The organism is Pseudomonas sp. P135, assembly GCF_020312125.1.
Taxonomy (GTDB): Bacteria; Pseudomonadota; Gammaproteobacteria; order Pseudomonadales; family Pseudomonadaceae; genus Aquipseudomonas; species Aquipseudomonas fragariae.
On sequence record NZ_JAGPYR010000030.1, the window covers coordinates 13,941 to 37,765 of the forward strand.

The following is a 23,825-nucleotide window of genomic DNA, read 5'->3' on the forward strand; positions in this document are numbered from 1 at the left end:
TCGCGAAGAGGGCATTGCAGTCGATGGTTTTCCTGCGTCAGGAATATAGCCTTCGCGAACAAGTTCGCTCCTACAGGAGCACGCGGTACCTTGTGGGAGCGAGCTTGCTCGCGAAGAGGGCATTGCAGTCGATGGATTTCCTGCGTCAGGAATATAGCCTTCGCGAACAAGTTCGCTCCTACAGGAGTACGCGGTACCTTGTGGGAGCGAGCTTGCTCGCGAAGAGTCCGGTGCAGTCGATGGATTTCCTGCGTCAGGAATATAGCCTTCGCGAACAAGTTCGCTCCTACAGGAGCACGCGGTACCTTGTGGGAGCGAGCTTGCTCGCGAAGAGTCCGGTGCAGTCCATGGTTTTCCTGCGTCAGGAATATAGCCTTCGCGAACAAGTTCGCTCCTACAGGAGCACGCGGTACCTTGTGGGAGCGAGCTTGCTCGCGAAGAGGCCGCTACAGTCGATGGATTTTCTGCGTCAGTCAGATTTTTACTTTTCGGGTGAACCCTGAACAGCGTCTGCCTGATCCTCAAGTGCAGCAGGCGCTTCAGCAGGTGCCTCAGGTGCCAGGTCGAGCAGATCAGGCTCGTCGTCGACCGCCTCGGCAGCCACCTCAGTTTCGCTAGACAGCGGCCTCAGCAAACTCGGATCCGTCACCCCAGTCAGCTTCTTGCGCAAGCGCTGCAAGTCACCGACGCTCAGCTTCAACAGCTTGGCCGATTTGGTCTTGATCAGCGTGGTGACACTTTCTTCCTCGCCCAAGCGCGCCATCTGCCCCGCCAGGTTCATTGCCAGCACTTCGCGTGTGTAGATGCCGGTATTGTACTGATACACCGCAGCGATCAGCTCACGCAGTTCCAGCGGCAAACGCCAGCGGGTGCGCAGAGCAGAACCGAAGGCCGCGGAGTACTGCTCCAGAGACTGCCCGATCACCTGCTCATCCAGTTGGCCGCCAGCCAGCAGCCACTCCTGCAGACAACCCAATACCGCCAGATCGCCCAGCGACTGCAGCAGTCCGGCGCTAAAACAGCGCTCCGCATCCAGCTCCAGCATGCCGCCCAGGATGCGCGCGTAATCAGCCGTGCGCTGCGACAGGGTCCACAGCTCATGGGCCTTGGCCAGCAACGCGTCGTTGGTCAGCACCGCCATACGCTTTTTGCCCAGACCGGACGCGATATTGGCGCCCTGCACTGGCCCGAGAATGGCCAGCGCCCCGCCCATGGTCTGAATCGGCTTGCCCAGATGCTGCGCCGCCGTGTTGGCGGCTGCGATCAGTACTGCGGTGATGTGCGGATCGTTGCGCAGTTCCTGCTCCAGCAGGGCGGCGTCGATGCCGCTGGCGGTCTGGCTGAGCGTCACCGCCGTGGCGACATCGACGAACAGCGGCGCGCCATCGGCGATGTCGCGGCGTTTGTCGAGAAACTTGGTCAGGGTCAGACCCGGCGTCAGCGCGGGCACCGCACCCGCAACCGGGGCGCTGCGTTCCAGCAGCAGGCCTTCAAGACGCTGGCGCAGCCCTTCGGTGTTCAGCGGTTTGGTCAGGTAGGCAGTCGGTGCCAGCGGCACGACTTCACGCACGCTGGCGCTGTCATTGCGATTACTGATCAGAATGAACGGGATGGCGGGCTGACGACGCAGATTGCGCACGCCGCGCAGCAGGCTCAGGCCATCGATCCCCGGCAGCTCGCGGGCGGCGATGATCAGGTCCGGCAGGTGTTTTTTCATCCACTCGACGGCCTGTTTACCATCGGTGCACATCTCCAGCTCGATATCCGCACGCACGCCCAGCACCAGGTCGCTGAGCGTCTCGCGAACCCACGGATCAGACTCGGCTATCAGTACGCGAGGAACGGCGGGCAAAACTACAGCGGTCATCATGACTCTCCGATGTCAATGCGACCACCTTAGCCAATGCAAACGTCCGGATATACCCAAAACAGCGAAATACCCCGCTCCAAAGCAAAAAAAACCCGTCGAAACGGGCTTTTTTTGTCTGTTTGGTCATAAATTAATCAATTCATGACTTCACACTTTTTACGCGATTTCAGCAAAGCATTCGTCAAGAATGGCCAGGCCGCGTTTGAGCAATTCGTCTTCGGCGGTCAACGGCACCAGCACGCGCAACACGTTGCCGTAAGTACCGCAGGACAGCAGAATCAGACCCTTGTCACGCGCCTTGGCAACCACCTGAGCCACTGCAGCGGCGTTAGGCTTGTGCGAGTCGCCGTCTTCGAACAGCTCGACAGCGATCATCGCACCGAGCGCACGCACTTCACCGATAACCGGGTACTTGGCCTGCATCGCCTTGAGCGAGGTCACCAACTGCTCGCCAACCGCCTTGCAGCGCTCCAGCAAGTGCTCTTCTTCGAAGATGTCCAGCACCGCCAGTGCCGCAGCACAGGCTACCGGGCTACCGGCATACGTGCCGCCCAGACCGCCGGGTGCGATGGCGTCCATGTACTCAGCCTTGCCGCACACGCCCGCCAGCGGGAAGCCGCCTGCGATGGACTTGGCGAAGGTGGTCAGGTCAGCCGCAACTCCCATCTGCTCCATCGCGAAGAACGTGCCGGTACGGCCCGCGCCGGTCTGCACTTCGTCAGCGATCAGCAGAATGCCGTGCTTGTCGCACAGCTCGCGCAGACGCAGCATGAAGGCCTTCGGCGCCACATAGAAACCACCCTCGCCCTGTACCGGTTCGATGATGATCGCAGCGATGTCTTTGGGCTCGGCGTCGTTCTTGAAGATGCGCTCGATGCTGGCGATGGAATCATCCACGCTCACGCCATGCAGTTCGCACGGGTACAGCGCGCGGAAGATACCGCCGGGCATCAGGCCCATGCCGGCCGAGTACGGCACGACCTTGCCGGTCAGGCCCAGGGTCATCATGGTGCGGCCGTGGTAAGCGCCGGTGAAGGCGATAACGCCCGCACGACCGGTCGCAGCACGGGCGATCTTCACGGCGTTTTCCACCGCTTCGGAACCGGTGGTCACCAGCAGGGTTTTCTTATCGAAATCGCCTGGCACCTTGGCGTTGATTTTTTCGCTCAGCTCGACGTAAGGCTCGTAGGCCAGTACCTGGAAGCAGGTGTGGCTCAGCTTGGTCAGCTGCTCTTGCACGGCGGCGATGATCTTCGGGTGCAGGTGGCCGGTGTTCAGCACTGCAATACCGCCAGCGAAGTCGATGAACTCACGACCTTCCACGTCGGTAACGGTCGCGTTCTTCGCCGAAGCAGCGAAGATCGGGTGGATCTGACCAACGCCACGCGGGACGGCTGCATGGCGGCGTTGCATCAGGGATTCGTTAGTCTTGCTCATGTATTCCTCATTCGCCGCTCATCGGTCGGCGTGGGTCAAGGATCAAGGATCAAGCGGACCGGATCAACTGCGGCAGCATACGATGATCGACTGCAGCAGCCTTCAGGCCACCAGGAAACTGCGGTGCAACAAAAGCCGATGACACGTCGCTCTCGCGCGCCATCGGCTGCAATACCCAAGTGTCGGTCAGACCGACAGGCAGAGGTATTTGATTTCCAGATAATCTTCGATGCCGTACTTGGAGCCTTCACGGCCCAGGCCGGACGACTTGATACCGCCGAACGGTGCCAGTTCGTTGGAGATCAGGCCGGTGTTGATACCCACCATGCCATATTCCAGCGCCTCGGCGACACGGAACACGCGGCTCATGTTCTGCGCGTAGAAGTACGACGCCAGACCGAACTCGGTGTCGTTGGCCATCGCAATCACTTCGGCCTCGTCCTTGAAGCGGAACAGCGGGGCCAGCGGACCAAAGGTTTCTTCCCGCGCCACGGCGGCATCTTTAGACACGTTGACCAGAATGGTCGGCTCGAAGAACGAGCCTTCCAGGCTGTTGCCACCGGTCAGCACGGTTGCGCCCTTGCTGACGGCGTCGGCGATGTGTTCCTTGACCTTGGCCACCGCCTTGTCGTCGATCAACGGGCCGGTGGTGACGCCTTCTTCCAGGCCGTTACCGATCTTCAGCTTGCCGACCGCCGCCTTGAGCTTCTCGGCGAACGCGTCATACACCGCGTCCTGCACGTAGATGCGGTTGGCGCACACGCAGGTCTGGCCGTTGTTGCGGTACTTGGAGATCATCGCGCCTTCGACCGCCTTGTCGAGGTCGGCATCGTCGAACACGATGAAAGGCGCGTTACCGCCCAGCTCCAGGGACACCTTCTTGATGTCCTTGGCGCACTCGGCCATCAGCTGGCGACCAATGTCGGTCGAGCCGGTGAAGGACAGTTTGCGCACGATCGGGTTGCCGGTCAGCTCGGCACCGATATCGCCTGCGCTGCCGGTCACCACGCTGAACACGCCCGCCGGGATACCCGCACGCTCGGCCAGTTCAGCCAGGGCCAGTGCCGAGAACGGCGTTTGCGACGCAGGCTTGAGCACCATGGTGCAACCCGCCGCCAGTGCCGGACCGGCCTTGCGGGTGATCATCGCCGCCGGGAAGTTCCACGGGGTGATCGCCGCCGTCACACCAATTGGCTGCTTGAGCACGATCAGGCGCTTGTCCGGCTGGTGACCAGGGATCACATCGCCATAAACACGCTTGGCCTCTTCGGCGAACCACTCGATGAACGACGCGGCGTAGGTGATCTCGCCCTTGGCTTCGGCCAGCGGCTTGCCCTGCTCCAGCGTCATCAGCAGACCCAGATCGTCCTGGTTCTCGATCATCAGCTCGAACCAGCGGCGCAACTTGTTGCCACGCTCTTTGGCAGTCAGCGCACGCCAGGCCGGCAGCGCCTTGTCAGCCGCCTCGATCGCCCGACGCGTCTCGGCTGCGCCCATTTTTGGCACAGTGCCGAGGATTTCATTGTTGGCCGGGTTGTTGACCTTGATCGACTGACCACCGTCCGCGTCCAGCCATTGGCCGTTGATGTAGGCCTGCTGGCGGAACAGTGTGGAATCTTTGAGCTGCATGTCGGCCTCCTAAACAGCATCGCCTGAGAGGCGACGCGAACAATTGATATCGATGCACCCCATTTGGAAGCCATCGTCAGGAAAACATTCCATCGGGTTCCAGCGCTGCGCAACGCATGAAGACAGGAAGACCGAACAAGAGCGTTTGAAATCTCAAACGAATCCTAGGCATTGCGGGGGGAAAGGACAATAGCCCGTTCGAAAAAAAGAACGGGCGCAGGGAGGTGTGTAGTTTTCTGATCAGCGTCGAGCCGCGACGCAGAGGCATCTTCCCTATGCGGTGGAGTCAGGCGGCCCTGCCCTTCAACGTGAACAGGCTCAACCCCAGACCAATGAACGACGCGCCAAACACCCGATTGACGTTCTGGCGCCTGCGGGCCGAATTGAGGTGGCGCTTGAGCGTCTGTGCCAGCAGCACATAAAAGACGTGAGCAACCACAGAGCAGCCGGCGAAGGTCACGATCAGCACGCCCGTCTGCTCCACCTGAAAGGTGCCGGGCTGGATGAACTGCGGCAGAAACGCGATGAAAAACAGGATCGCCTTGGGGTTGGTCAGCGCCACCGAGATGCCTTTGATAAACAGGCTGCCTGTGGACACCGCTTTGGGCACGTTCGCCAGCGCATCAAAAGCACTGCGCGCGCTACGCCACTGCTTGATCCCCAGATAAACCAGATACCCCGCGCCAGCGATTTTCAGGACCAGAAAGGCACTCGCGGACGCTACCAGGATCGCGCCCAGCCCGGCCGTTACCGCCGTAGCAACCACTATCAACCCCAGGGCGTTGCCAAGCGAACCGACCATCGCCCGCGCCGGGCCGTGGGTGATTGAATTCGACAGCGCCATAATCACCGCCGGCCCCGGCGTGAGCGTAACGAACAAGGCAATCATCGCGAAGCTGAGCCACTGTTGTAGCGATTCCATTTTTGATTCTCCCTGTGGCGCAGGCACTAACCCACGTCTGTAGCGCTATCGATAATCCGGAAGCGTGAACGACTGCACCGCCGGGGTCAGTGCCCTGGCAGCACGCTTGCTGATAAAGGGCGTTGCCACCAGCCGCTGCACGGCGCGCAGGATCTTCACCCCGGTCTGACTGCGAGGATGGACCAGACGCGGCACGAGTTTCGGCACGCTCTGCGACTTTTTCACCACAGGGCGCAGGACATATTCGTACGAGGCAAGCGCCTCGGCAATCGTATCGGTCTTGGTGAGTTCACCCGCCAGCACATACGCGCCAATCAGCGACAACGAAGCGCCGACTCCACCCAGCGGCGTGACACACCACGCCGCATCGCCCAGCAGTACCACCGGGCCATTCGACCAGCGATCGATCTTCACCTGACGCAAGTCATCGAACCAGAAATCCTCCGCAGCCTCCATCCCCTCCAGCAGACGAGGCACCTCCCAGCCCGCGCCTGCAAACGACGCCCGGAGAAACGCCTTCTGTTCGGCAACACTGTTGCCGACCGTCAGGTGGCTTCGGCCCTGCACATTAAAGAACGCACGCGTCGTACCGCGATTGTCCGGACGAACACCCGCACTGCGACCGCCCACCGCGTTATACCAGCGCGCAGTCTGGCTATCGGTCGGCGCACGAGGCACGGTAAAGAACGCGCACGCCAAATCCATCCGTCGCGGCTGATTCTCGCCGGGGAACACCAGCTCCCGCGTACGCGAGCCGACACCCTCGGCAATGATCAACAGATCAAAACGCTCCTCGCCACCGCCCTCGAACGTGACCGACACGCCCTCCTTATCGTGCTCGACCGAGACGATGCGATCACCGAAGCGATAGAACGCATCAGCAGACGACGCCTCATACAGCAGACGCGCAAGATCACCGCGCAACACCTCAAGCTCAGCCGTCGGGCCGTCCCCGTCCAGACCGGCCAGATCGATGCGCGCCGCCGTGTGGTTATCCTCATCGACCCACGCAAGCCCCGTCTCGCCGGTATTGAGATCCTTCACCGCCTGCTCAAGCCCCATCAGGCGCAAGACCTCCCGAGCCGCACCCCGCACATCCACATTCTGCCCGCCGTCGCGAAAGGCAGGCGCCTGCTCGACAACCGTGACATCGCAATCGCGCTGCGTCAGCCACCAGGCCGCGGCACACCCCGCGATACTGGCCCCGGTAATAAGAACGCGGCACGGGCTGCGCTCGATGCTTTTGAACTGATTGATAAGAGGCCCTCGGTGAGATCGATCTGACGGAGTGGTATGGGGAGCATCATGCACCACCACGCAGCCGTGCCGGAAGCGCAGGTCTGTTCCTTTGTGGGTGGAGGTGGGTGTGGGGTGATGGAAGGCGGATGATTTGTGTCGCACACCGCCCGCAACTGGACGCCCCGTACCCATGTGAGTATCATGGCGCCCGCGTCGCACCAGTAGCTCAGCTGGATAGAGTACTGCCCTCCGAAGGCAGGGGTCGTGGGTTCGAATCCCGCCTGGTGCACCATATAGCAATCTAGACCTGTCTCAAACAGTCTACGAATCCCCCCAAGAAGCCCGCCCTGAGCGGGCTTTGTTGTCTCTGGCTGTCCATAGCGATCCACTCCTATACCTTCACGCCGTGTATGCCCACGTGTATGCTTTGCAATTCCTTGAACAGGAGGCATACAAGCCGTGAAACGTACTGACATCAAACGTCGCCCGCTAGCCGACACAACCCTCTCCGGGCTGGAACCAGAGGACGCAACCTATCGGGAGCAAGATGGCAACGGCTTGTACTTTCGAGTCAAAGCAAATGGCCAGAAGTCTTGGGAATTGCGTTACAAGAAACCAGACGGAAAATGGTCTTGGCTAGGGCTAGGCGGCTATCCCGAGGTCAGCGGCTCTCTAGCCAGACAGAAGGCTGCACAACTGCGCGAAGACTCATCCAATGGAAAAAATCCGCTAGTCAGCAAACAGGCGAGGAAAGCTGCTGACCTGGAGGCAGCCAATAACACGTTCGAAGCGCTAGCACGGGAGTGGTTTGATTCCAGACGGTTGAGCTGGGAAGCAGGCACCGCCCGGAGAATCATTGGAGCTTTGGAGCTGCATGCGTTTCCAATATTTGGGAAGCGGGTTTATACCGAGATACTGCCTCTTGAATGGATGGAGTTCCTGCGCAGCATGGAGCAGAAAGGGATCATTGACCAAATGGGCAGAGTCCGGGCCACTTGCAAAGAGATCTATGACTTGGCTCGTGTAACTGGGCGAGCCATCCACAATCCTCTCGAAGGTCTCAACAAATTCCTTCAGACCCGTAGTGCCGAAAACTACGCGCACGTTTCAGTAGAAGAGCTACCCGCACTGCTCCGTGCGATCAACTCTTACCCTCATGCAAAGGATGTTCGTTTGGGGCTCCGCTTGCTTGCGTTGTTGGCCGCACGCCCGAGTGAAATTCGAGAAGCACGCTGGTCAGAGATTGATCTCAATAAAAAGCTCTGGACGATCCCCGCCGAACGCATGAAGCGTCGGCGTGAACACGTGGTTCCCCTATCCCGCCAAGCTGTCGAAGCAATCACTGAGTTGCGCTCGCTTACAGGAGCATACCCACTGCTGTTTCCCGGTAGGAAAGATAGGACTATTCCCCGCAGCAATACCGTTTTTCTGATGGCGTTACGGAGACTCGGTTATGGCGGACGCCAAACAGGTCATGGCTTCCGTCATATCGCAAGCACGATCCTTAACGAGCAGGGTTTTGATGAAAATCATATTGAAGCGCAGCTTTCCCATGTGAAGGAAGGAATCGCAGGGGTGTACAACAAAGCGGTTTATTTACCTCAACGTAAAGTCATGATGCAGTGGTATGCCGATCATCTTGACGAGCTCGCATCTGGCAATGTTGTCCACGGCCAATTTGGAAAGGCCGTATGAGATTTCAAATCCATACCCCCTCCAAAAGCGGTGTTACTCGTGTTACAGGTGTAGCGCACATCTATAAATCATTGATTATAAATGAATTAATTCAAGTTACACGACGACGTGGGCGACACAGTGCGACGTGTTACGAGGCCGAATCGTGTAACAACATTGCCCCAGCTACTCCGCTGCTGGCCCGAACTGTAGTACTGCCGAACCGCTGTAAATGTGACACAAGCCGGGGCCAAGGGGCGGTCGATGGACAATGAGAATATGCCGGTTGGTTGCCTTGAAATTGCTGGATGCGATGTCAGCAATTTGCTTGAGGAACTGGACGACATCGAACAGGCCGTGCATGAGTTAGCGCTGTATCCGCAATTTCGTGAGCATTTCAAAGAAGCTCTAGATGTGGCCAATTACGCCACGTCATTCTGGCTTGAGGATGGCAGCTACCCTGATCGAGCAGGATCGGTAGTGGCCACCATGTTCCGACTGCGCGATGAGATTGAGGACCAGGCCAGCTATAGAGATTCCGGTTTGCTGCCGAGTGTCATGAGAGGATTTCTTGGAGTTGACCACAACGATGCTGACTCGCAACTCGTAGCAACTTACGCTCTGGTGCAGAGCGTTCAAGCTGTCCAGGTACTCGCTAATTGGCTCTTTGAAACGGAACTCTACGTCTTCGAGCTGGATGTCGATCTCATCGCCCAAATGCAAGCGACGGATCCTGATAGGTATTGCGCACTGGTGGGTAAGGAGCGGCTAAAGCATCCGGGGGCGGAGATTGACGCTCGAGAATCCTTTCGCACCTTCATGGGCGAGGCCGACAAGGCGCTCATGCTTGCGAGCATCTTCAAGCAGGTTGAAGAGGTCGACGTAGCGAAGGGCAATTTCAATGTCGCCAACTTTTTAAGGAAAGCGCTGAATAAGGCGCTGACCAACGCGTTTTCCGTCCAAGCTTCGCAAAGAGGCGCGGCGGCTGGTAGGGCCAACAGCCACCCGGACTCGGTAAAGCAGCAGAACGCAGCGGACCTGCGCAAGCGCATTTGCAAAGCCGCCGACCGTCTCATTCTGGGCAACCCGGCTATTTCAGAGCGAACACTAAAACGAGCGTTGGTGGAACAGGGCATAGCATCTGAGCCTACCATCAAGAAATACCTGGTCACCTGTGGCTACTTACCTCGGTAAATTTTCTTAAAAACAAACCGTGTTTGCTTTTTTCCGCCTCCCTAGTCTGTGCCTGTCTCTCACCATATAGGCACGGCTATGTCATCCCCTCTACAAGCAATTAACACCGCGCACCCAGCTCGTGATCCCGCCACCACGCTTATTCGCATCAGCGAAGTCATTGCGATAGTCGGCCTCGCCCGCCCCACGATTTACAAGCTGATGCAGCAACAAGACAGCGGCTTTCCGCTCCCGGTAAAACTGAGCAACAGCAACGCCCGAGGTGCGCCCGTTGGATGGGTGTTGGGGGAGGTTCAGGCATGGACAAGAGCGCGCATCGCTGCTCGCGATCAGGTGGCCGCATGAATAATCGCATCCCAAAAGGTGACGGACCTTTCATCGACTCCTACAGCATCGGGTTCCAGCTCTACAGGCCGGACGAGCTCAACTGGAAAAGTCGCACCATTGCGGGCATCAGTTGGAATGGCCTGGAGCAAGAAGCGATCTTTTTCAATGCAAACGGCCTGGCTCTTCCTCTCAGACCCAACCCTTGGAATGTGCCCGAGTGGATTCGCAAGCATGCGATCCGCCGCGAGTTTGCCAGCGTGCATGGGACTGGCCATTTCGCGATGAAGGAAGGTCGCCGTAACGCATTGCGAACGGTCGGCCTCAATGACTGGGTGACTTACTGGCTGGTCGACCAGTCTGGCGGCTTCGCCAATGAGTCGAAGTTTTGGCAGGACTACGTGGCCACCGATCTCGCCACCGAACAGGCCAACAGCGAAAAGCTGCACAGCGAAATGCGTCTGCAAGACGACCGGGCGACTTACATCGAGCAGAGCATTACCGAGCGTCGGGACTACCTGACGGTTATGCATCGCCGTCGATGTAACGAAGATCGAAAAATTCTCGCCTGGCTAAAAGGCGAAGTCCCCGCCCCACTATTTGATACCGAAATGAAGGCGGCTTGAGCCCTCCCTGCCCCAATCTGCTCGCCCCGATCTGGCACCAGAACGCCGAGCTATCGCGTCACAGTTTCGGCGCACGCACAAACGAAAACGCCTCCGGGGGCAACCGGAGGCGTTGAGGTAAATCTACATGCACGTCAAATGTATTTCGCATCGAGCGCGAGCGCAAGTCGCTCAAACAGTTGCACATCCCAAAACCGGACGTTATTCTCTGGCCGTCGCTGCAAAATCAGCGACCGGGTTTGACGGCCCGATGAACAATAGGCGCACAGGCGCCCCCATTACGATTGCAGGCGCTTTTTTTGTGCCCGCTTTCCTGTTTTATGGCGGCTGTGTGTGGGAGACCTTCGGGTCTGCCGGGTTCCTATTGTCCCGGTCCGTCAACCTACACACAGCTGCCACCCTAATTCGTTTGACGGCGAACCGTGGCAGCTCCTCAACAATAGGAGTTTTGCCAGATGCCCAGTCTCAATCCGTTCAAAAATCGCGCCGCTGCCCATCGCGCAATGGCTCTCGCCGCTTTACACGCCAATTCCAGCCTCGCTACACGCCTTGCCCGCTACAACGCTCACATGACCAAAGCACGCGCCCTCGAAACCGCAGGGGGTGCCCAATGAACAACGCCCTGAGTTTTTGCCTGCCCGAAGACCTGCTCTGTGTTAATCCGACAGCCGATGCCGGTATTCCCATCGACGCCATCACCTGCGCCGTCGACCGCGCCAGCTCGGTGCTGTTGTTGCTTGAAGACCAGTTCGAAAATGACGGACCCAGCCTTGCAAATCACATCATAGCCGCCGCCCTTTGGGACGTACGCGGTACGTTAGGTTTGATACGTACCCTGGCGCTTCACGCCGACGAGCTGGTCCGCGGTCCTGCGCAAGGGGGTGGCCTGTGAGCGCATTCTTCCAAGGCAACACCACCGGGCACACTGCCTTTGCCAAATACAACGCCCGAAACCAACCGCTGTTTAGCGTCAATGCAGGCGTTTCCTGCGAAGAGGCGTTAGAACACGCCTCCGTGCTGACGGACTGCATCAACAAACTGACGCTCCAAGCGGGCATGAACGACGACAGCAGCGCGGCGTGGGCTGCCCATTACCTAGGGGATATGGTCAAGGCCATCATCGATGACGTCACCACCAGCTTGCAGTTTCCAACGGAGGATCGCCCATGAGCGCCTCCAGCACGAAAAAGCGCCCTTCGTTCGCACAGGTGAAATCTGCTGCGCTGCGCAACATCGACACAGTCCTTGCTCACTGGCTCCCGAACGGGAAGCGAGTGGACGGCGGTAAAGAGTACACCGCACCCAACCCTACCCGAACGGACAAGCGTGCGGGCTCTCTGAAAATCAGTATCAGCAAAGGCACCTGGTCTGACTTCGCGACCGGCGACAAGGGCGGCGATTTGATTGACCTGGTCCGCTACATCGACGGCGGCACTGACGTCGATGCCTGTAACAAACTGGCGGATCTACTCGGCGTAACTGCAGACTCCGCGCCCGCCAAACCCGCACCGGCCAAAAGCAAAGCTCCTGAGTGGGTTCCCATTGAGCCGATCCCGGCCGAGGCGATGAACAAATGCCCGGTTAAACACCGGCAGCACGGCGCACCGTCCAAGGTCTGGATTTATCGCGATGATCAGGGTCAGCCGCTCATGGCGTTGTACCGGTTCGACCTGGGTCCCGATGAGGACGGTAAACCGAAAAAGGTCTTTGCGCCGCTGACATGGTGCAAACGCAGCGACGGCGAAACGACCCAATGGCGTTGGCAAGGGCTTCCCGAGCCCCGTCCCCTGCTGCGACGGGATGAACTGGCACTGCGCGCGGATGCGCCGGTGGTCTTGTGCGAGGGCGAAAAAGCCGCAGATGCAGCCGCTGATTTGATGCCGAACTACGTGGCCACCTGCTGGCCGAACGGTTCCAACTCCTGGCACAAAGCAGACTTGACGCCCCTCAAGGGCCGCGACGTGCTGTTGTGGCCGGACAACGATGCCAGCGGCACAGCCTGCATGGAAGCCGTCGCGAACAGGCTGCGCGAAGTCGGCGCAGCCTCGGTACGGGTCATGGCGCTGGAGGTGTTCAAGCGCAAACCCACGATGAAAAACGAGCGCGCCGCTTTCGCCAAAGGTGGCCAATGGGACGACGGCGATGATGCTGCCGATGCTGCTGCCAAAGGCTGGGCAGCCGCCCATTTCGCCGAGTTGGAGCGCAGTGGCGAGCTGTTTGGTCTGATAGAGGAAACACCGGCAACAGAGCAGGCTGAACACAAACCGAAAGCGAAGGCAAAGCCAGCGGCCAAGCGCCCTGCGAAACCGAAAAACGACCTGATGCCTGGTGGCTTTCGCCTGACGCCGGAAGGTGTGTTTTACGCGGGCGACGACGGCGAAGCACGCCCGGTATGTTCGCCTCTGGAGATCCTCGCCCGTACCCGCGACGACAAAGGCCATAACTGGGGCCTGCTCGTGGAGTTCGACGACCCCGACGGGGCCAAGAAGCGTTGGAACATTCCGGCGCGCACCATGACCGGCGATTTTGGCAAGGACGTACTCGGCCCATTGGTGGACATGGGCCTGCGTTTGGCTGGCAGTCGATCAGGCCGCAATGCACGCAACGACCTGCAGAGTTACCTCGGCGGTTTTGACAGCGCGCAGCGGGCCCGACTGGTGACTCGCCTGGGCTGGCACGACAGCGCCTTTCTCCTACCGGAACAACAGGTCGGCGCACACAGCGAACACTTGCACTTCTACGAGGCCGGTTCTCAGCTTCCGCCGATCAGCGAATCGGGCACGCTTGAGCAATGGCAAGAACAGATCGGCGCGTTGTGCGTGGGCAACCATCGTCTGGCGTTTGTGGTCGGCGTGGCCTTGGCTGGCCCGCTTCTACACATGTTGGGTCATGAGTCGGGCGGCTTTCATCTGTACGGCGATAGCTCGGGCGGCAAGACCACGCACCTGCAGGTCGCCGCATCGATCTACGGCGGACCGCGCCTGGTGCGTTCGTGGCGCTCAACCGACAACGCACTGGAATCCATCGCCGCCGCGCATTCGGATGGGCTTCTGGTACTGGATGAGATCGGCATGTGCGATCCGCGCATCATCGGCGAAACGGTGTACATGCTTGGTAACGGCACCGGCAAGGCTCGGGCTAATGATCGAGGTCAGGCAGGTCGACAGGTGCAGGAGTGGCGTTTGCTGTTCCTCTCCACTGGCGAGAAGACGTTGGCCCAGCACATGGCCGAAGCGAACAAGGAGCTGAAAGCGGGCATGGAAGTACGCATGCTCGCCGTTCCAGCCGATGCCAGCAAAGGCTTGGGTATGTTCGATACCCTTAACGGTTTCGATGATGCAGCAGCGCTGTCCGACGCACTAAAAGCACGAGTCGCGAAATACTACGGCACACCGCTCACCGCCTTTCTCACAGCGCTGTGTGAGCCCGACAAACGCCACGCTTGGTCCGCCATCCTGCGCCGCACTCTGGAAGGCTTTATCGCCAAATCGTTACCCGCGTCGGCCAGCGGACAAGCTCACCGTGCCGCCGCTCGCTTTGGCCTCGCCGCCGCAGCGGGTGAGCTGGCCACCGCGATGGGGATAACAGGCTGGCCCGATGGCACCGCGACAACCGCCGCTCGGGTGTGCCTCAACGCATGGATGAACGAGCGTGGCGGCGTCGGTAACTTCGAGGGCGACGCAATCGTGTCGCGACTGCGCCAGGTCATCGAGCGCTTCGGCGAGAGCCGATTTACCCGCTGGGAATCGGCAGCGGCAAAAATCGACGAACACGGCCCCCGTACCATCGACAGGCTTGGCTTTCGCAAGACGATGGAGCACGGCCTGGGCGACTCCCTGCACACCACAAACACCTACTACGTGCTGCCCGAGTCGTGGCGCTCGGAGATCTTCCGGGGCATGAACATCAATGCGGTGAACAAGGAGCTGCTGCAGCGCGGGGTCATCGAGCCGGGGAACGACGGCAAGGCATCGAGCCTGGTCCGCCTGCCCGGCCTGGGTACGCAACGCTGCTACATCGTGAAGACGATTCCGGGATTGGCTGAAAGCGAGGCTCGGGCTGCCTGAGTGCATCCCTGCTGATCGAGGTAGCGCCGGCTGATTCCCGGCCTCGCCAGCCACACAACCAACTCCCAATCGAATTGAACAGAGACCAGACACATGAACGAGATCCAAGAGCTGAAAGACCGCCGCGAACAACTGCTGAAAGAGGCTGATCAGTTGCACACCCAGCTGCTGCCGTTTGAAGCCGCGCTGGAAAGTGAGCAGTCCATTGAGCCTGCCCAAGAGCGCGAATTGCGCGACAAGTACAACGAGCTGAAAAGGCGTTTCGATGCACGCAAACACGACGCTGACCTGTTGGATCGGAAGATCAATCGCCGCGAAACCCTCGCCAATTGCAATTCCCTGATGGCGGGTTACATCGAGGCCATGAACACCTGGAAAGCCGATGAGCAGGAGCTGAATGAAAAACGTCAGAGCCTCAGCATCCGTCTGGAACAGATCCAACAACAGGCGGTAGAGGACATGGCCAAAGCCCGGCAGGCGGAAACGGATGCGGCTACCGCATATGCACAGGCTGTCGCATGGGGCGACACCGAAGGTGAAAAGACCGCCAATGCCGATGCACAAAAAGCCGCAAAAAACCTGGCAACCGCCGCCGAGCATGATCGTCGGCAGGGGCTGATCATATCCGCGCTCAAGCAGGAGCTGGCCACCGTAGATCAATACATCGTCGAAGCTCAGGAAAAGCATAAGGGGATAGAGCGCGAAGCCCTGTGGCTTTCTCAGACAGTGCTTGAAGAGAAATGGAACGAGGCCGCTAAGACACTCTTCGATGTGGGCGGAAGGCTGTGGGCAAATTACAACCTGCTCGGCCTTGATCAAGTGAGCCTGTTGAAACTGGCGGTTCCGCAGGAAGGCGAAACCGTCGGGAACTGGACGTGGCATGAACTATCCGGCCGAGCGCGCAGATACAGCGCGCAGGACCTGCTCCAGCTCAACGATATTTCGACACCTCAACAGGCTGCACTCGTGAGCCAACTGGAGCAACGAAAGGATGAAAGCAGTGAACAAGCCACTACAAAACAGCACGAGCTGGGCTGACACGCTCAAGGCTCGGAAAGCTTATCTGGCTGCACTGCTGAAAACCATCAGCGGGACCTCAGCCAAAGTCAGTCAGCATACAAATGCTGACGATCAAGGCAATTAAAGCGGAAATGGCGCACATTGAAAGTCAACTGATACGTCGGAAATAGTGCGAAACTTTTAATCGGCACTATCGATCTCAATAACACACGCAACTACAGATAAAGGGGACAGTATGTCCAAACTCGCAGAATACCGTCAGCTGGAAAAACACCTCGCCGAGCAACTCCAGGCGCTGGAAAAGATGAAAGGTGATGATGGACTGAAGAAAGAGATCGAGTTCGAGACGAAGCTACGCAAGCTACTTGAGCACTATGGCTTCAGCCTGAAGCACATCGTCAATCTGCTGGACCCACAGGCATCGGCCCGAGGTCAGATCTCTGACAAGCCTGTAGGCACACGCAAACCGCGCGAGCTCAAGGTGTACAAGAATCCGAACACAGGTGAAGTGATCGAAACCAAAGGTGGGAATCACAGAGCCTTAAAGGAATGGAAAGCAGAATACGGCGCTGACGTTGTGGAGGGATGGCTGAAAAAATAGAGCCGCTTTGCCTGAGAAAGGGGCCCTAGGGCCCCTTATCTCAATTCTCGGCTTGATCCTCATCCTTGTATATTCTGCTGAGCACCAGCTCTGAGGTTGCAGTAACCACTGATGGACGAGAACCAGTACTGGAGTACAGGCATGTTACACTAGGGTAGTTCATAGCTGCGATAATGGCCGCCAACGCATGAGGTTTGGGGCCAAAAGGCACTATGACTGTAATCGCCGAAGTTCTGAACGGAAAAAATATTTCCCTCAAACTGTCATACGTCTGCTTAACACTGAACAGTGGAGAATAAACGACCTCATCAACGGACTCTTCAATGAAATCGCTATTAATAGAGTAAGTCTTAGAGCTATAGTCCTCCAGCGCACCTGGACGTGCAATAAGTGCATACGTATTGTCAGGCTCAATCTTACCGTGCATACAAATTGGTGCTCCAGAATCGAACCCTAAACCAAATATGGCAACTGTTCTCTTACTGTATGTAGCAACCGCCTCACATCCCGGCAGGACAATCGGATCACCTAATTGCTGAGGCTGATCACTATAAGCATGCTCACCGACAGAATATACAAAATCTAACTCAAATTTTACATTCGAGTCATAATTTTTAAAAAAGTTTAGTATTTCCGAGTACCACAATCTGGGCATCGACGAGTAATCAACTAAAACCTTGATCAGTGCTTTTTTTCCGAAAATCAGCTTTTCAACCTCGGCCCTAAGAATACCGATGATTTTATGTGTCTCCCCGTACGATATGTCAACAACGTCAATCAGAAGACGATCCTTAAAAACAGATTCGTTTGTTAAGCAAGTTTTAGATTTCTCACCTTCAAAACCAAAGACAAGCGGAGATCCGATATTTTCGACTCTGATTATAGAGGCTACATTTACAGATCTTTCTTCATATCCACACGAAAAAACTGAGATTTCATAAAAGCGTCCAAAAAAATCCTGCCGCGAGATATCTTCAACATACAACTTAGCCATATTAAAGCAACTCCATCTGCAAAATTGGGCGATCAGGAGGTGGCGGATTGTTAAGAATGGAGCTTATGACTATAGCACGGCCACGCCTAGGCAATAAATAAAAGTACGGACTCAGCATATATGAAAGCCTGAAGGTTCCACCTCTAACAGGGAGTTCATCAAAATCAGACTTCTCCACTAAGGGCCGTATCAGACCTACTCCAACAGCCTCGCTTACGACATCCCAGACGCTAGCGTCACTTACATTATATCGAAAACATAGTACAAGATCTGAGGAAAGCGGCTTGAAGTGCAAGGCCTCTTTAAAATATTTTCCTATCTTAGATAATAACTGATGTATATCAGCACCATGATTGGGCTCACTAATTATTCTACGAAACTCATTGGTTGAAAAATGCTTTAATATTCTGTCTTGCACAGAAGAGGGTACAGGTTTGAACCCAGCCTCATCGGCGCCAGCCAAATACATTGAATTAAGAAGACTAATAAATCTTCTCGGATTACCGTCTGAACAGCGGATCACCATTTCAACCCCTGAATAAATAGAGGAACTAGAGTTGCCTTTCTGCTTCGAAGCGGCATCGCGAAGTAACAAAGCACCTTTGAGCTTTCTCCCAATTTCATCATCAAACTTGGACGTCCCCAAAAGGTATTTAGCTCGTTCGAATGTAGCCGTATTAGAGTGCTTCGATATCAACTCCAGAATAGCTTCTTGCGACACGGATTTATCTGACAATATATATGAAGACCCTAGCAACATATCCAAAGTTACGCCACTATTCTCCCACCTGCTACCCTTCAATCTGCGCTCAAATAGCTCCGTAGAAAATTTTCTGAGCGCCTCATACTCGCTAAAAGTCCGCTTAGACAGCTCCATACTATCTAGATAAATGTAATCAAAATCGTCCCCTCTTACGAGAGGAACAGCAGTATTCGTATCTAATGTATAGTGCTTGTAGGGCATAGTAGTTATTTTAAAAACCAGCCCATCAGCAAAGGTGCGCATATGAGAATTCAAAATACGCTGATACTCAACACTTAGGTATTCAGCTTCATCAAGACACACCGCCCAGATTGTCGACTGAGGAAACTTTATGAAGCTCTTCAGTATAGATATAGCTCGCTTAAGAGGCTCGAATAAGCCGATATCAAACTCAACGCCAAACTTACTAAATTCCACTCCCTCATTAACCCTAAGTTTCTCTTCGTCAAGTAACTTTTTATACTCAATCGCAGCGAGATTTTGGCGCAGAGCATCTATTGACTCTGCTTTCATCTCCGGAAACCATGCGTCAGAAAGCTGCAAACATATATCACGCTCGGTGATAAAAAATTCGGCTTTCCCAGTCACGTACGCACGAAGGCAACTTTCAAGTGTAGATATGAACGCCGAACAACACGCAACATTTAACCGCCACTGAAAGTGGTTTTCACGCCCCTTTTCACTCAGCCACGGCTTATTTTTTAATCCACCTACCCAAGATAAACGCATTGGAACATACGTCCCTACGAAACTCTTTTCACGAATGAGCGTTACGGCAGTATCGTGCTTTAAGCGTGAAAGATATTCGTGGGAAAGCATTTTTATAATTGCTGTTTTTCCCGAACCACGAGCCCCAATCAGCACATGATTCTTTGAAGATATTAGGCGAGCAAAGTCCGTCGTCCATACAAACTGATATGGCAGGTCCTCTGGAGTACTATTTCGAGCGTTGTCATTCTCGAAAGGATTCCCTACCTTATGATCTGTAGTGTTCAAGTCCTTTTCTCCCTAATCAAAATCAGTGTTTCGAAGGCTTGCTGTTGGCCAGAATATCGCTGTAGTAACTTCATTTTCTCCGCGACTGCTGAGAGACTACTTCTGAGCAAATTATTTGGATAGTATTGTATCGACTCGTCAGCAGCTATTAAATCACGCCACTCAACAAACGACTCATCTTTAAATAAATTTTCAAGCGTAAGCTCTAAAGAGTCTCTCAGCTTTTTTGAGCTAACATAAGCTCCAAACTGATTGGCGCTATCAAAATCAATAGTGCCACTTTCCAACCATTTGTGGCCCAACAAGTGAGTCCAAGACCTAACCACACCACGACTCCAACCGTTATCTTGACAACGCGAATGAAAGTCTATTATATGAAAGAAGTTTCCAACGCCGCCAAAATGCCTGTCATCTAATCTTGAGCTGAAACTGCCAGAACATAATATCCAAAGTGGATGGCCATCCGAATTTATGTCCATGTCAAATCTAGGTATATGCTTATGGCCGTGGACTATAAAATCTATTTCCTTCTTCGACAAAAGATGCAAAAGGCCATCAGCATTAATCATTCCGCTCGTATCCCCTTCTCGAAAAGTACGATCGTGATACTGCTTAGGATGGTGGTGCAGGATAAAAATATTTAACTTCGACTTATCAACATGACAGTCAAGCAACGCTTCGATCTCAAGCAGCTGCTCAGTCTTAATTTCGCCGCAATGAGGCTTTGTCTCTGGGCCGTCATAGATAGCACTATTTAACGAAAAAACATTGAAATCATCGAAATTCCAAACTACGAAATAAGGTGCATCATCAAACCGGCCAGCTCCTTTCGCCTGGCTTTCTGAAAAGACAAGTCCAGGCTTGAGCAAGTTGATATATTTTGCTCTAGATATCATTTCCTCACTTGCGCCTGCATCACGATGCGAAACTATCGCTGGCCAGTTTATATCGTGATTTCCCGGACAGAAAAGCACCCTCGCTCTATCCACACCAAGAGCAAGAGCAATCTTTACAATTAAGTCCGAGGCGAGACCAAATTCAGTTTCTTTTGCTTTATTGCTAATATCTCCTGTTACGAGGAGGTAGTCTGCCCCCAAATTTTCACGCGTTACAAAATCGAAAAATTCTTGCAGATAGTTTTCAACCGATGCATTTTCAGTTTTTTCAGGTGAGAAATCTTTGCCTTTGGCCATATCACCAATATGCAAATCGCTGATAACTGCAACTCTAAGTTTAGATTCCATTCAATCAGGCCGCCATGAATAGTATTTCTTGATTAGAAATCAAGACTTCTTTAACCATCTTCCTATGCGTATGAAATCCAGCAACATGCCTTCTTACGTCCAGAACCTCAATATTCCAAGATGGAAGGCAGAATTTACGGATCTCTTCACAATCACAGTACGATAGAGCAAATGTCACTCCTCGAGAATCTAACTCTGCAAGTAGCGCCATCATTTTTTCAATGTCGCTAAAATGAAAGCTATTTGGCCCGTATTCTCCCCTATCACGATTACCTGGCTTCGAGTAAGGCGGGTCGAGATACACGAAATCCCCTGCTACAGCTTTAGATACTACCGTATGATAGTCGCTGGCAAAAAACTCAACATCTTTTAATACGGCAGAATAATCTAGAAGCTGACTAAGCGTATGCATTGCGCCAGTTTTATTACCCATCGGCACATTAAAAAGACCTTTTCGGTTTGTTCTATACACCCCGTTAAAACATAGCTTGTTAAGATATAAAAATCTCGCAGCGCGGTATGCGTCTGATAGTTCATGAGGCAAGAGATTTCTAAGTCTCAAGTATTCGTCTTGACAGATCTCAAACGTCTCCAAATACTTGTAAATTTCGGCTGGCCGAGTTTGTATCTGCTGATATGTAAATATAAGTTCTGAATTCATATCAGAAAGCACTGCTTTTACAGGCATCAACTCAAAATAAAGACATGCAGACCCACAAAATGGCTCGTAATATGTATTGATTTGTGTAGGCACATATCGATTAAGAACAGGTATCAATTTTCTCTTGCTACCAGCCCACCGGAAAATTGGACCCATCAGTTCTGTCTCCTTTTTTAGCAAAGTACCAGACAAAGGAAGTGATAGGAATAAAAACGCTAGCTTTCCTCATTTTTGAGCAAGAAAGCGAGCCTCAGCACACATCACCAGTTGTAGGCGGATCGCCTATGCGTCGTCAGATGGGCGGGAGAAGGACCCGATGTCTAACCGCGGTATAGGCAAGAAGATCTGCCTCATGCAAAGACCTCGGGTGCATGGGCTGGTGAAGCCGGTACCTTGGCCTGAATCAAAGCTCAGGGCCCTGAAAGGATCAAGATCAGACGCGGCTACGCCGTTATGCCTATTCCAAAATCAATCTCAGTACGCCCTGGCTATGGAGTTCTCGTCATTCCGACAGGACGGGGCTTGCGAGCAATATTGGTTACGAGCCAGTTGGATAACGGTTAAAGCAAGCGCCTGCCGTAGACTCTCTCTATTCCGGGTATTTTTCTGATCGCCCATTTGATGGATGCGTGACTTTCGCTCCAGAATTCGGTCTGCGCTAGATGGTCACCGGGGCATAGCAAAACGAATCCACGGAACATGTATTTTCAGACTGTCTAATCTTTGCTAGCCGATCGCGCCTATTTCACCCCCCCGTTACACAGGCGGATGGAGTTACACATCAAAGGCGCCTTATCCGTACGAGGTGTAGCGATTAAAATAGTCTTTGTTATCAACAAGTTACGAAAACATGATACACGAGTTACACTCGTTACACCGATTCTGCGCCAACTTTTTTGTAGCTCCCCCATACCCCGATTTTGGACATGCCATCAGCGACAGAAATCCGCGCGTGTTGCGCAGAAACAAATCCATGCCCTGCACTAAAGCTGAACTGGGGACCCTGGGCAAATCCTTAGGATACGGGGCAGGGAACCCGCGCATCTTGAGTAGCTAACGTTTCGTCAGCTTAGTGAACAGGTGAACCTGGTGAACGACGGTTCACCCCTGACTTTTCCCATCGTCCGGTAGGTTGGCGGGGACCCTGAGTGTTTCGGAAGGATACGGGACGAAGAACCCGCGCGTTCGTGTTAGCGGCTGGATTTTTAAAGTTGGTTGACAGGTTGACGGAGTTGACCCGGTTGACAAGCGCCATGCGTGCGTTATCAGCAACACAGAAGGGCATCTTTACCAGCACGGTAACGATGACCTTTTTTCTTCAAGATCTTTCAATTTCGACGTTGAAATTTCAGTAAGCTGGGAAGCCTGTCGCTACCACGATGTCGCGGGTTTCATGCCCCGTACCACCTTGATACTCCCAGGGGCCCCGCCAGTTTTTGGCACCAGGGCTAGCTTCCGTCACCGAAAATTCGAATAGCTGCATGCCACTCTGTAACGACAGCGAGACCGGGGGGGTTGAATAGAGGGTGCGCCTTAATGGCGTTTCCCAATTCCCCAGCTACTCTCCAAGCCGCCAGGTGCAGAGCGCTTGCCCCGCAGCAGACGTGCGCTGACTTTCTGCGTTACACGCAGCGGCAGCGTTACATCGGATGTACGCTAGACATCTAGACTGTGTAACGGCCCTAAAAGCCAATGAAAGCAGGCGTTTGGCGATAGGCGTTACACGAGTAACACGCGTTACACCGGTTTTAGAGGGGGCTGTGTAGGTGCTCTCATACTACCGTTCCAAACTGGCCCTCATGACCAGGTGAACGCTGTTGGTCGGTTAAAAATAAAATGACGCAGCCAAGGAGACAGCCAATGCCAAGATTTATCATCAACAAGAACGCCCAGGCGAATGGTGATCATGAAGTCCATGATGCGACCAACGGATGCCGGTTCATGCCTTCCCTTGAAAACCAGGTCGAAGTTGGCACCTATCCCACTTGTCATGGAGCCGTAGCCGCAGCTAAACAAAAATGGTCGGATAGCCGGATTAACGGCTGCTACTACTGTTCCAACCAGTGTCACACCAGCTAGTAACCCAAAATAGATGGCAGCATTGCATAGGGCATTAATGTGCCAGGCGAGCTGACCGTGTATGCCCACATGTATGCCTAACCGAAAACCTGTCTGATAGCCCCAGTAAATACTAGGGCTTCATAGCCCAGTTCAAACGACGCCTGGGCACCATATTTTGCAGTCTGGATATGTCTTGAGTTGTGGACAGTCTATGAAATGCCCAAAGCCCGCCTTGTGCGGGCTTTGTTATTCCTGGCTTTTGGTGCTGGATGAGATCGTTATGTGCGCTCTGCGCGTCATCGGCGAGAAGATGTTGGTCCAGCAAATGGCCCAACCGAACAAGGAACTGAAAGCGGGCATCGAGGTACGCATTCTCGCCACCCCAACCGATGCCAGCAAAGGCCTCGGTATGTTTGACCTTGCCCCTGAAAAACGTATCCCTTGCCAGGTGCCTCAATAGCCGCAAGGATACGACATGACTAAGCCCAAGACAGATCGCGTTA

20 protein-coding genes and 1 tRNA gene are annotated in these 23,825 nt (G+C 54.8%); 11 read left to right on the plus strand and 10 right to left on the minus strand.

The window, feature by feature from the left end; all coding sequences use genetic code 11:
* Window positions 1-481: 481 nt before the first annotated feature.
* The 5 genes from KBY08_RS25395 to KBY08_RS25415 form a co-directional block, all read right to left on the minus strand.
* Window positions 482-1,867 (minus strand): HDOD domain-containing protein, encoded by a 1,386-nt coding sequence (locus KBY08_RS25395; RefSeq protein WP_164990092.1) that lies wholly within the window; start codon window positions 1,865-1,867, stop codon window positions 482-484.
* 159 nt (window positions 1,868-2,026) lie between these two features.
* A complete protein-coding gene (gene gabT, locus KBY08_RS25400) occupies window positions 2,027-3,307 on the minus strand; it encodes a 4-aminobutyrate--2-oxoglutarate transaminase (protein ID WP_111522776.1) in 1,281 nt (426 codons plus the stop codon).
* Between the two features lie 186 nt (window positions 3,308-3,493).
* The gene (gene gabD / locus KBY08_RS25405; protein WP_003367662.1) at window positions 3,494-4,936 is read right to left on the minus strand and encodes an NADP-dependent succinate-semialdehyde dehydrogenase; all 1,443 of its coding nucleotides are present in this window, start codon (window positions 4,934-4,936) and stop codon (window positions 3,494-3,496) included.
* Window positions 4,937-5,222: 286 nt separating this feature from the next.
* Window positions 5,223-5,858, minus strand: a complete 636-nt coding sequence (locus KBY08_RS25410; protein WP_010431160.1) for a LysE family translocator — start codon at window positions 5,856-5,858, stop codon at window positions 5,223-5,225.
* A 45-nt stretch (window positions 5,859-5,903) separates the two neighbouring features.
* Complete coding sequence (locus KBY08_RS25415; RefSeq protein WP_177410971.1) at window positions 5,904-7,289, minus strand: FAD-dependent monooxygenase; 1,386 nt, start codon at window positions 7,287-7,289, stop codon at window positions 5,904-5,906.
* Window positions 7,290-7,312: 23 nt separating this feature from the next.
* On the opposite strand from KBY08_RS25415, the gene KBY08_RS25420 reads away from it, so the two are divergent.
* From KBY08_RS25420 to KBY08_RS25465, 10 genes are all read left to right on the plus strand, one after another.
* A tRNA-Arg gene (locus KBY08_RS25420) sits at window positions 7,313-7,389 on the plus strand.
* A 167-nt stretch (window positions 7,390-7,556) separates the two neighbouring features.
* Entirely contained in the window at window positions 7,557-8,792 is a 1,236-nt protein-coding gene (locus tag KBY08_RS25425) for a tyrosine-type recombinase/integrase (RefSeq protein WP_225651298.1), read from the plus strand.
* Window positions 8,793-9,035: 243 nt separating this feature from the next.
* Window positions 9,036-9,965, plus strand: coding sequence for a hypothetical protein (locus KBY08_RS25430; protein WP_225651299.1), 930 nt, complete (start codon window positions 9,036-9,038; stop codon window positions 9,963-9,965).
* 78 nt (window positions 9,966-10,043) lie between these two features.
* On the plus strand, window positions 10,044-10,310 hold the full coding sequence (locus tag KBY08_RS25435) for a helix-turn-helix transcriptional regulator (RefSeq protein ID WP_225651300.1): 267 nt from the start codon (window positions 10,044-10,046) through the stop codon (window positions 10,308-10,310).
* Window positions 10,307-10,915, plus strand: coding sequence for a hypothetical protein (locus KBY08_RS25440; protein ID WP_225651301.1), 609 nt, complete (start codon window positions 10,307-10,309; stop codon window positions 10,913-10,915). Before KBY08_RS25435 ends, KBY08_RS25440 begins: the two co-directional genes overlap by 4 nt.
* Window positions 10,916-11,525: 610 nt before the next feature.
* The gene (locus KBY08_RS25445) at window positions 11,526-11,807 is read left to right on the plus strand and encodes a hypothetical protein (RefSeq protein ID WP_100073869.1); all 282 of its coding nucleotides are present in this window, start codon (window positions 11,526-11,528) and stop codon (window positions 11,805-11,807) included.
* A complete protein-coding gene (locus tag KBY08_RS25450; protein ID WP_225651302.1) occupies window positions 11,804-12,085 on the plus strand; it encodes a DUF3077 domain-containing protein in 282 nt (93 codons plus the stop codon). The genes KBY08_RS25445 and KBY08_RS25450 overlap by 4 nt, the downstream gene beginning before the upstream one ends.
* On the plus strand, window positions 12,082-14,982 hold the full coding sequence (locus KBY08_RS25455; protein ID WP_225651303.1) for a DUF927 domain-containing protein: 2,901 nt from the start codon (window positions 12,082-12,084) through the stop codon (window positions 14,980-14,982). Before KBY08_RS25450 ends, KBY08_RS25455 begins: the two co-directional genes overlap by 4 nt.
* A 93-nt stretch (window positions 14,983-15,075) precedes the next feature.
* The gene (locus KBY08_RS25460; RefSeq protein WP_225651304.1) at window positions 15,076-16,020 is read left to right on the plus strand and encodes a chromosome segregation protein SMC; all 945 of its coding nucleotides are present in this window, start codon (window positions 15,076-15,078) and stop codon (window positions 16,018-16,020) included.
* Window positions 16,021-16,237: 217 nt separating this feature from the next.
* Window positions 16,238-16,603, plus strand: a complete 366-nt coding sequence (locus KBY08_RS25465) for a histone-like nucleoid-structuring protein, MvaT/MvaU family (protein ID WP_122219868.1) — start codon at window positions 16,238-16,240, stop codon at window positions 16,601-16,603.
* A 40-nt stretch (window positions 16,604-16,643) separates the two neighbouring features.
* Here the strand turns inward: KBY08_RS25465 and KBY08_RS25470 are convergent, their stop codons facing one another.
* The 5 genes from KBY08_RS25470 to KBY08_RS25490 all read right to left on the minus strand — a co-directional run bounded on the left by KBY08_RS25470 (window position 16,644) and on the right by KBY08_RS25490 (window position 23,409).
* Window positions 16,644-17,597 (minus strand): hypothetical protein, encoded by a 954-nt coding sequence (locus KBY08_RS25470; RefSeq protein WP_225651305.1) that lies wholly within the window; start codon window positions 17,595-17,597, stop codon window positions 16,644-16,646.
* 1 nt (window position 17,598) lies between these two features.
* Window positions 17,599-19,356 carry a hypothetical protein gene (locus KBY08_RS25475; RefSeq protein ID WP_122219866.1) on the minus strand — a complete coding sequence of 586 codons (1,758 nt, stop codon included), beginning with the start codon at window positions 19,354-19,356 and terminating at the stop codon, window positions 17,599-17,601.
* On the minus strand, window positions 19,353-20,600 hold the full coding sequence (locus tag KBY08_RS25480) for a metallophosphoesterase family protein (RefSeq protein ID WP_225651306.1): 1,248 nt from the start codon (window positions 20,598-20,600) through the stop codon (window positions 19,353-19,355). Before KBY08_RS25480 ends, KBY08_RS25475 begins: the two co-directional genes overlap by 4 nt.
* 4 nt (window positions 20,601-20,604) lie before the next feature.
* Window positions 20,605-21,417 carry a DNA adenine methylase gene (locus tag KBY08_RS25485; protein ID WP_122219864.1) on the minus strand — a complete coding sequence of 271 codons (813 nt, stop codon included), beginning with the start codon at window positions 21,415-21,417 and terminating at the stop codon, window positions 20,605-20,607.
* A 1,641-nt stretch (window positions 21,418-23,058) separates the two neighbouring features.
* Complete coding sequence (locus KBY08_RS25490) at window positions 23,059-23,409, minus strand: hypothetical protein (RefSeq protein ID WP_225651307.1); 351 nt, start codon at window positions 23,407-23,409, stop codon at window positions 23,059-23,061.
* A 124-nt stretch (window positions 23,410-23,533) separates the two neighbouring features.
* On the opposite strand from KBY08_RS25490, the gene KBY08_RS25495 reads away from it, so the two are divergent.
* Complete coding sequence (locus tag KBY08_RS25495) at window positions 23,534-23,782, plus strand: hypothetical protein (protein WP_111522767.1); 249 nt, start codon at window positions 23,534-23,536, stop codon at window positions 23,780-23,782.
* Window positions 23,783-23,825 lie beyond the last annotated feature (43 nt).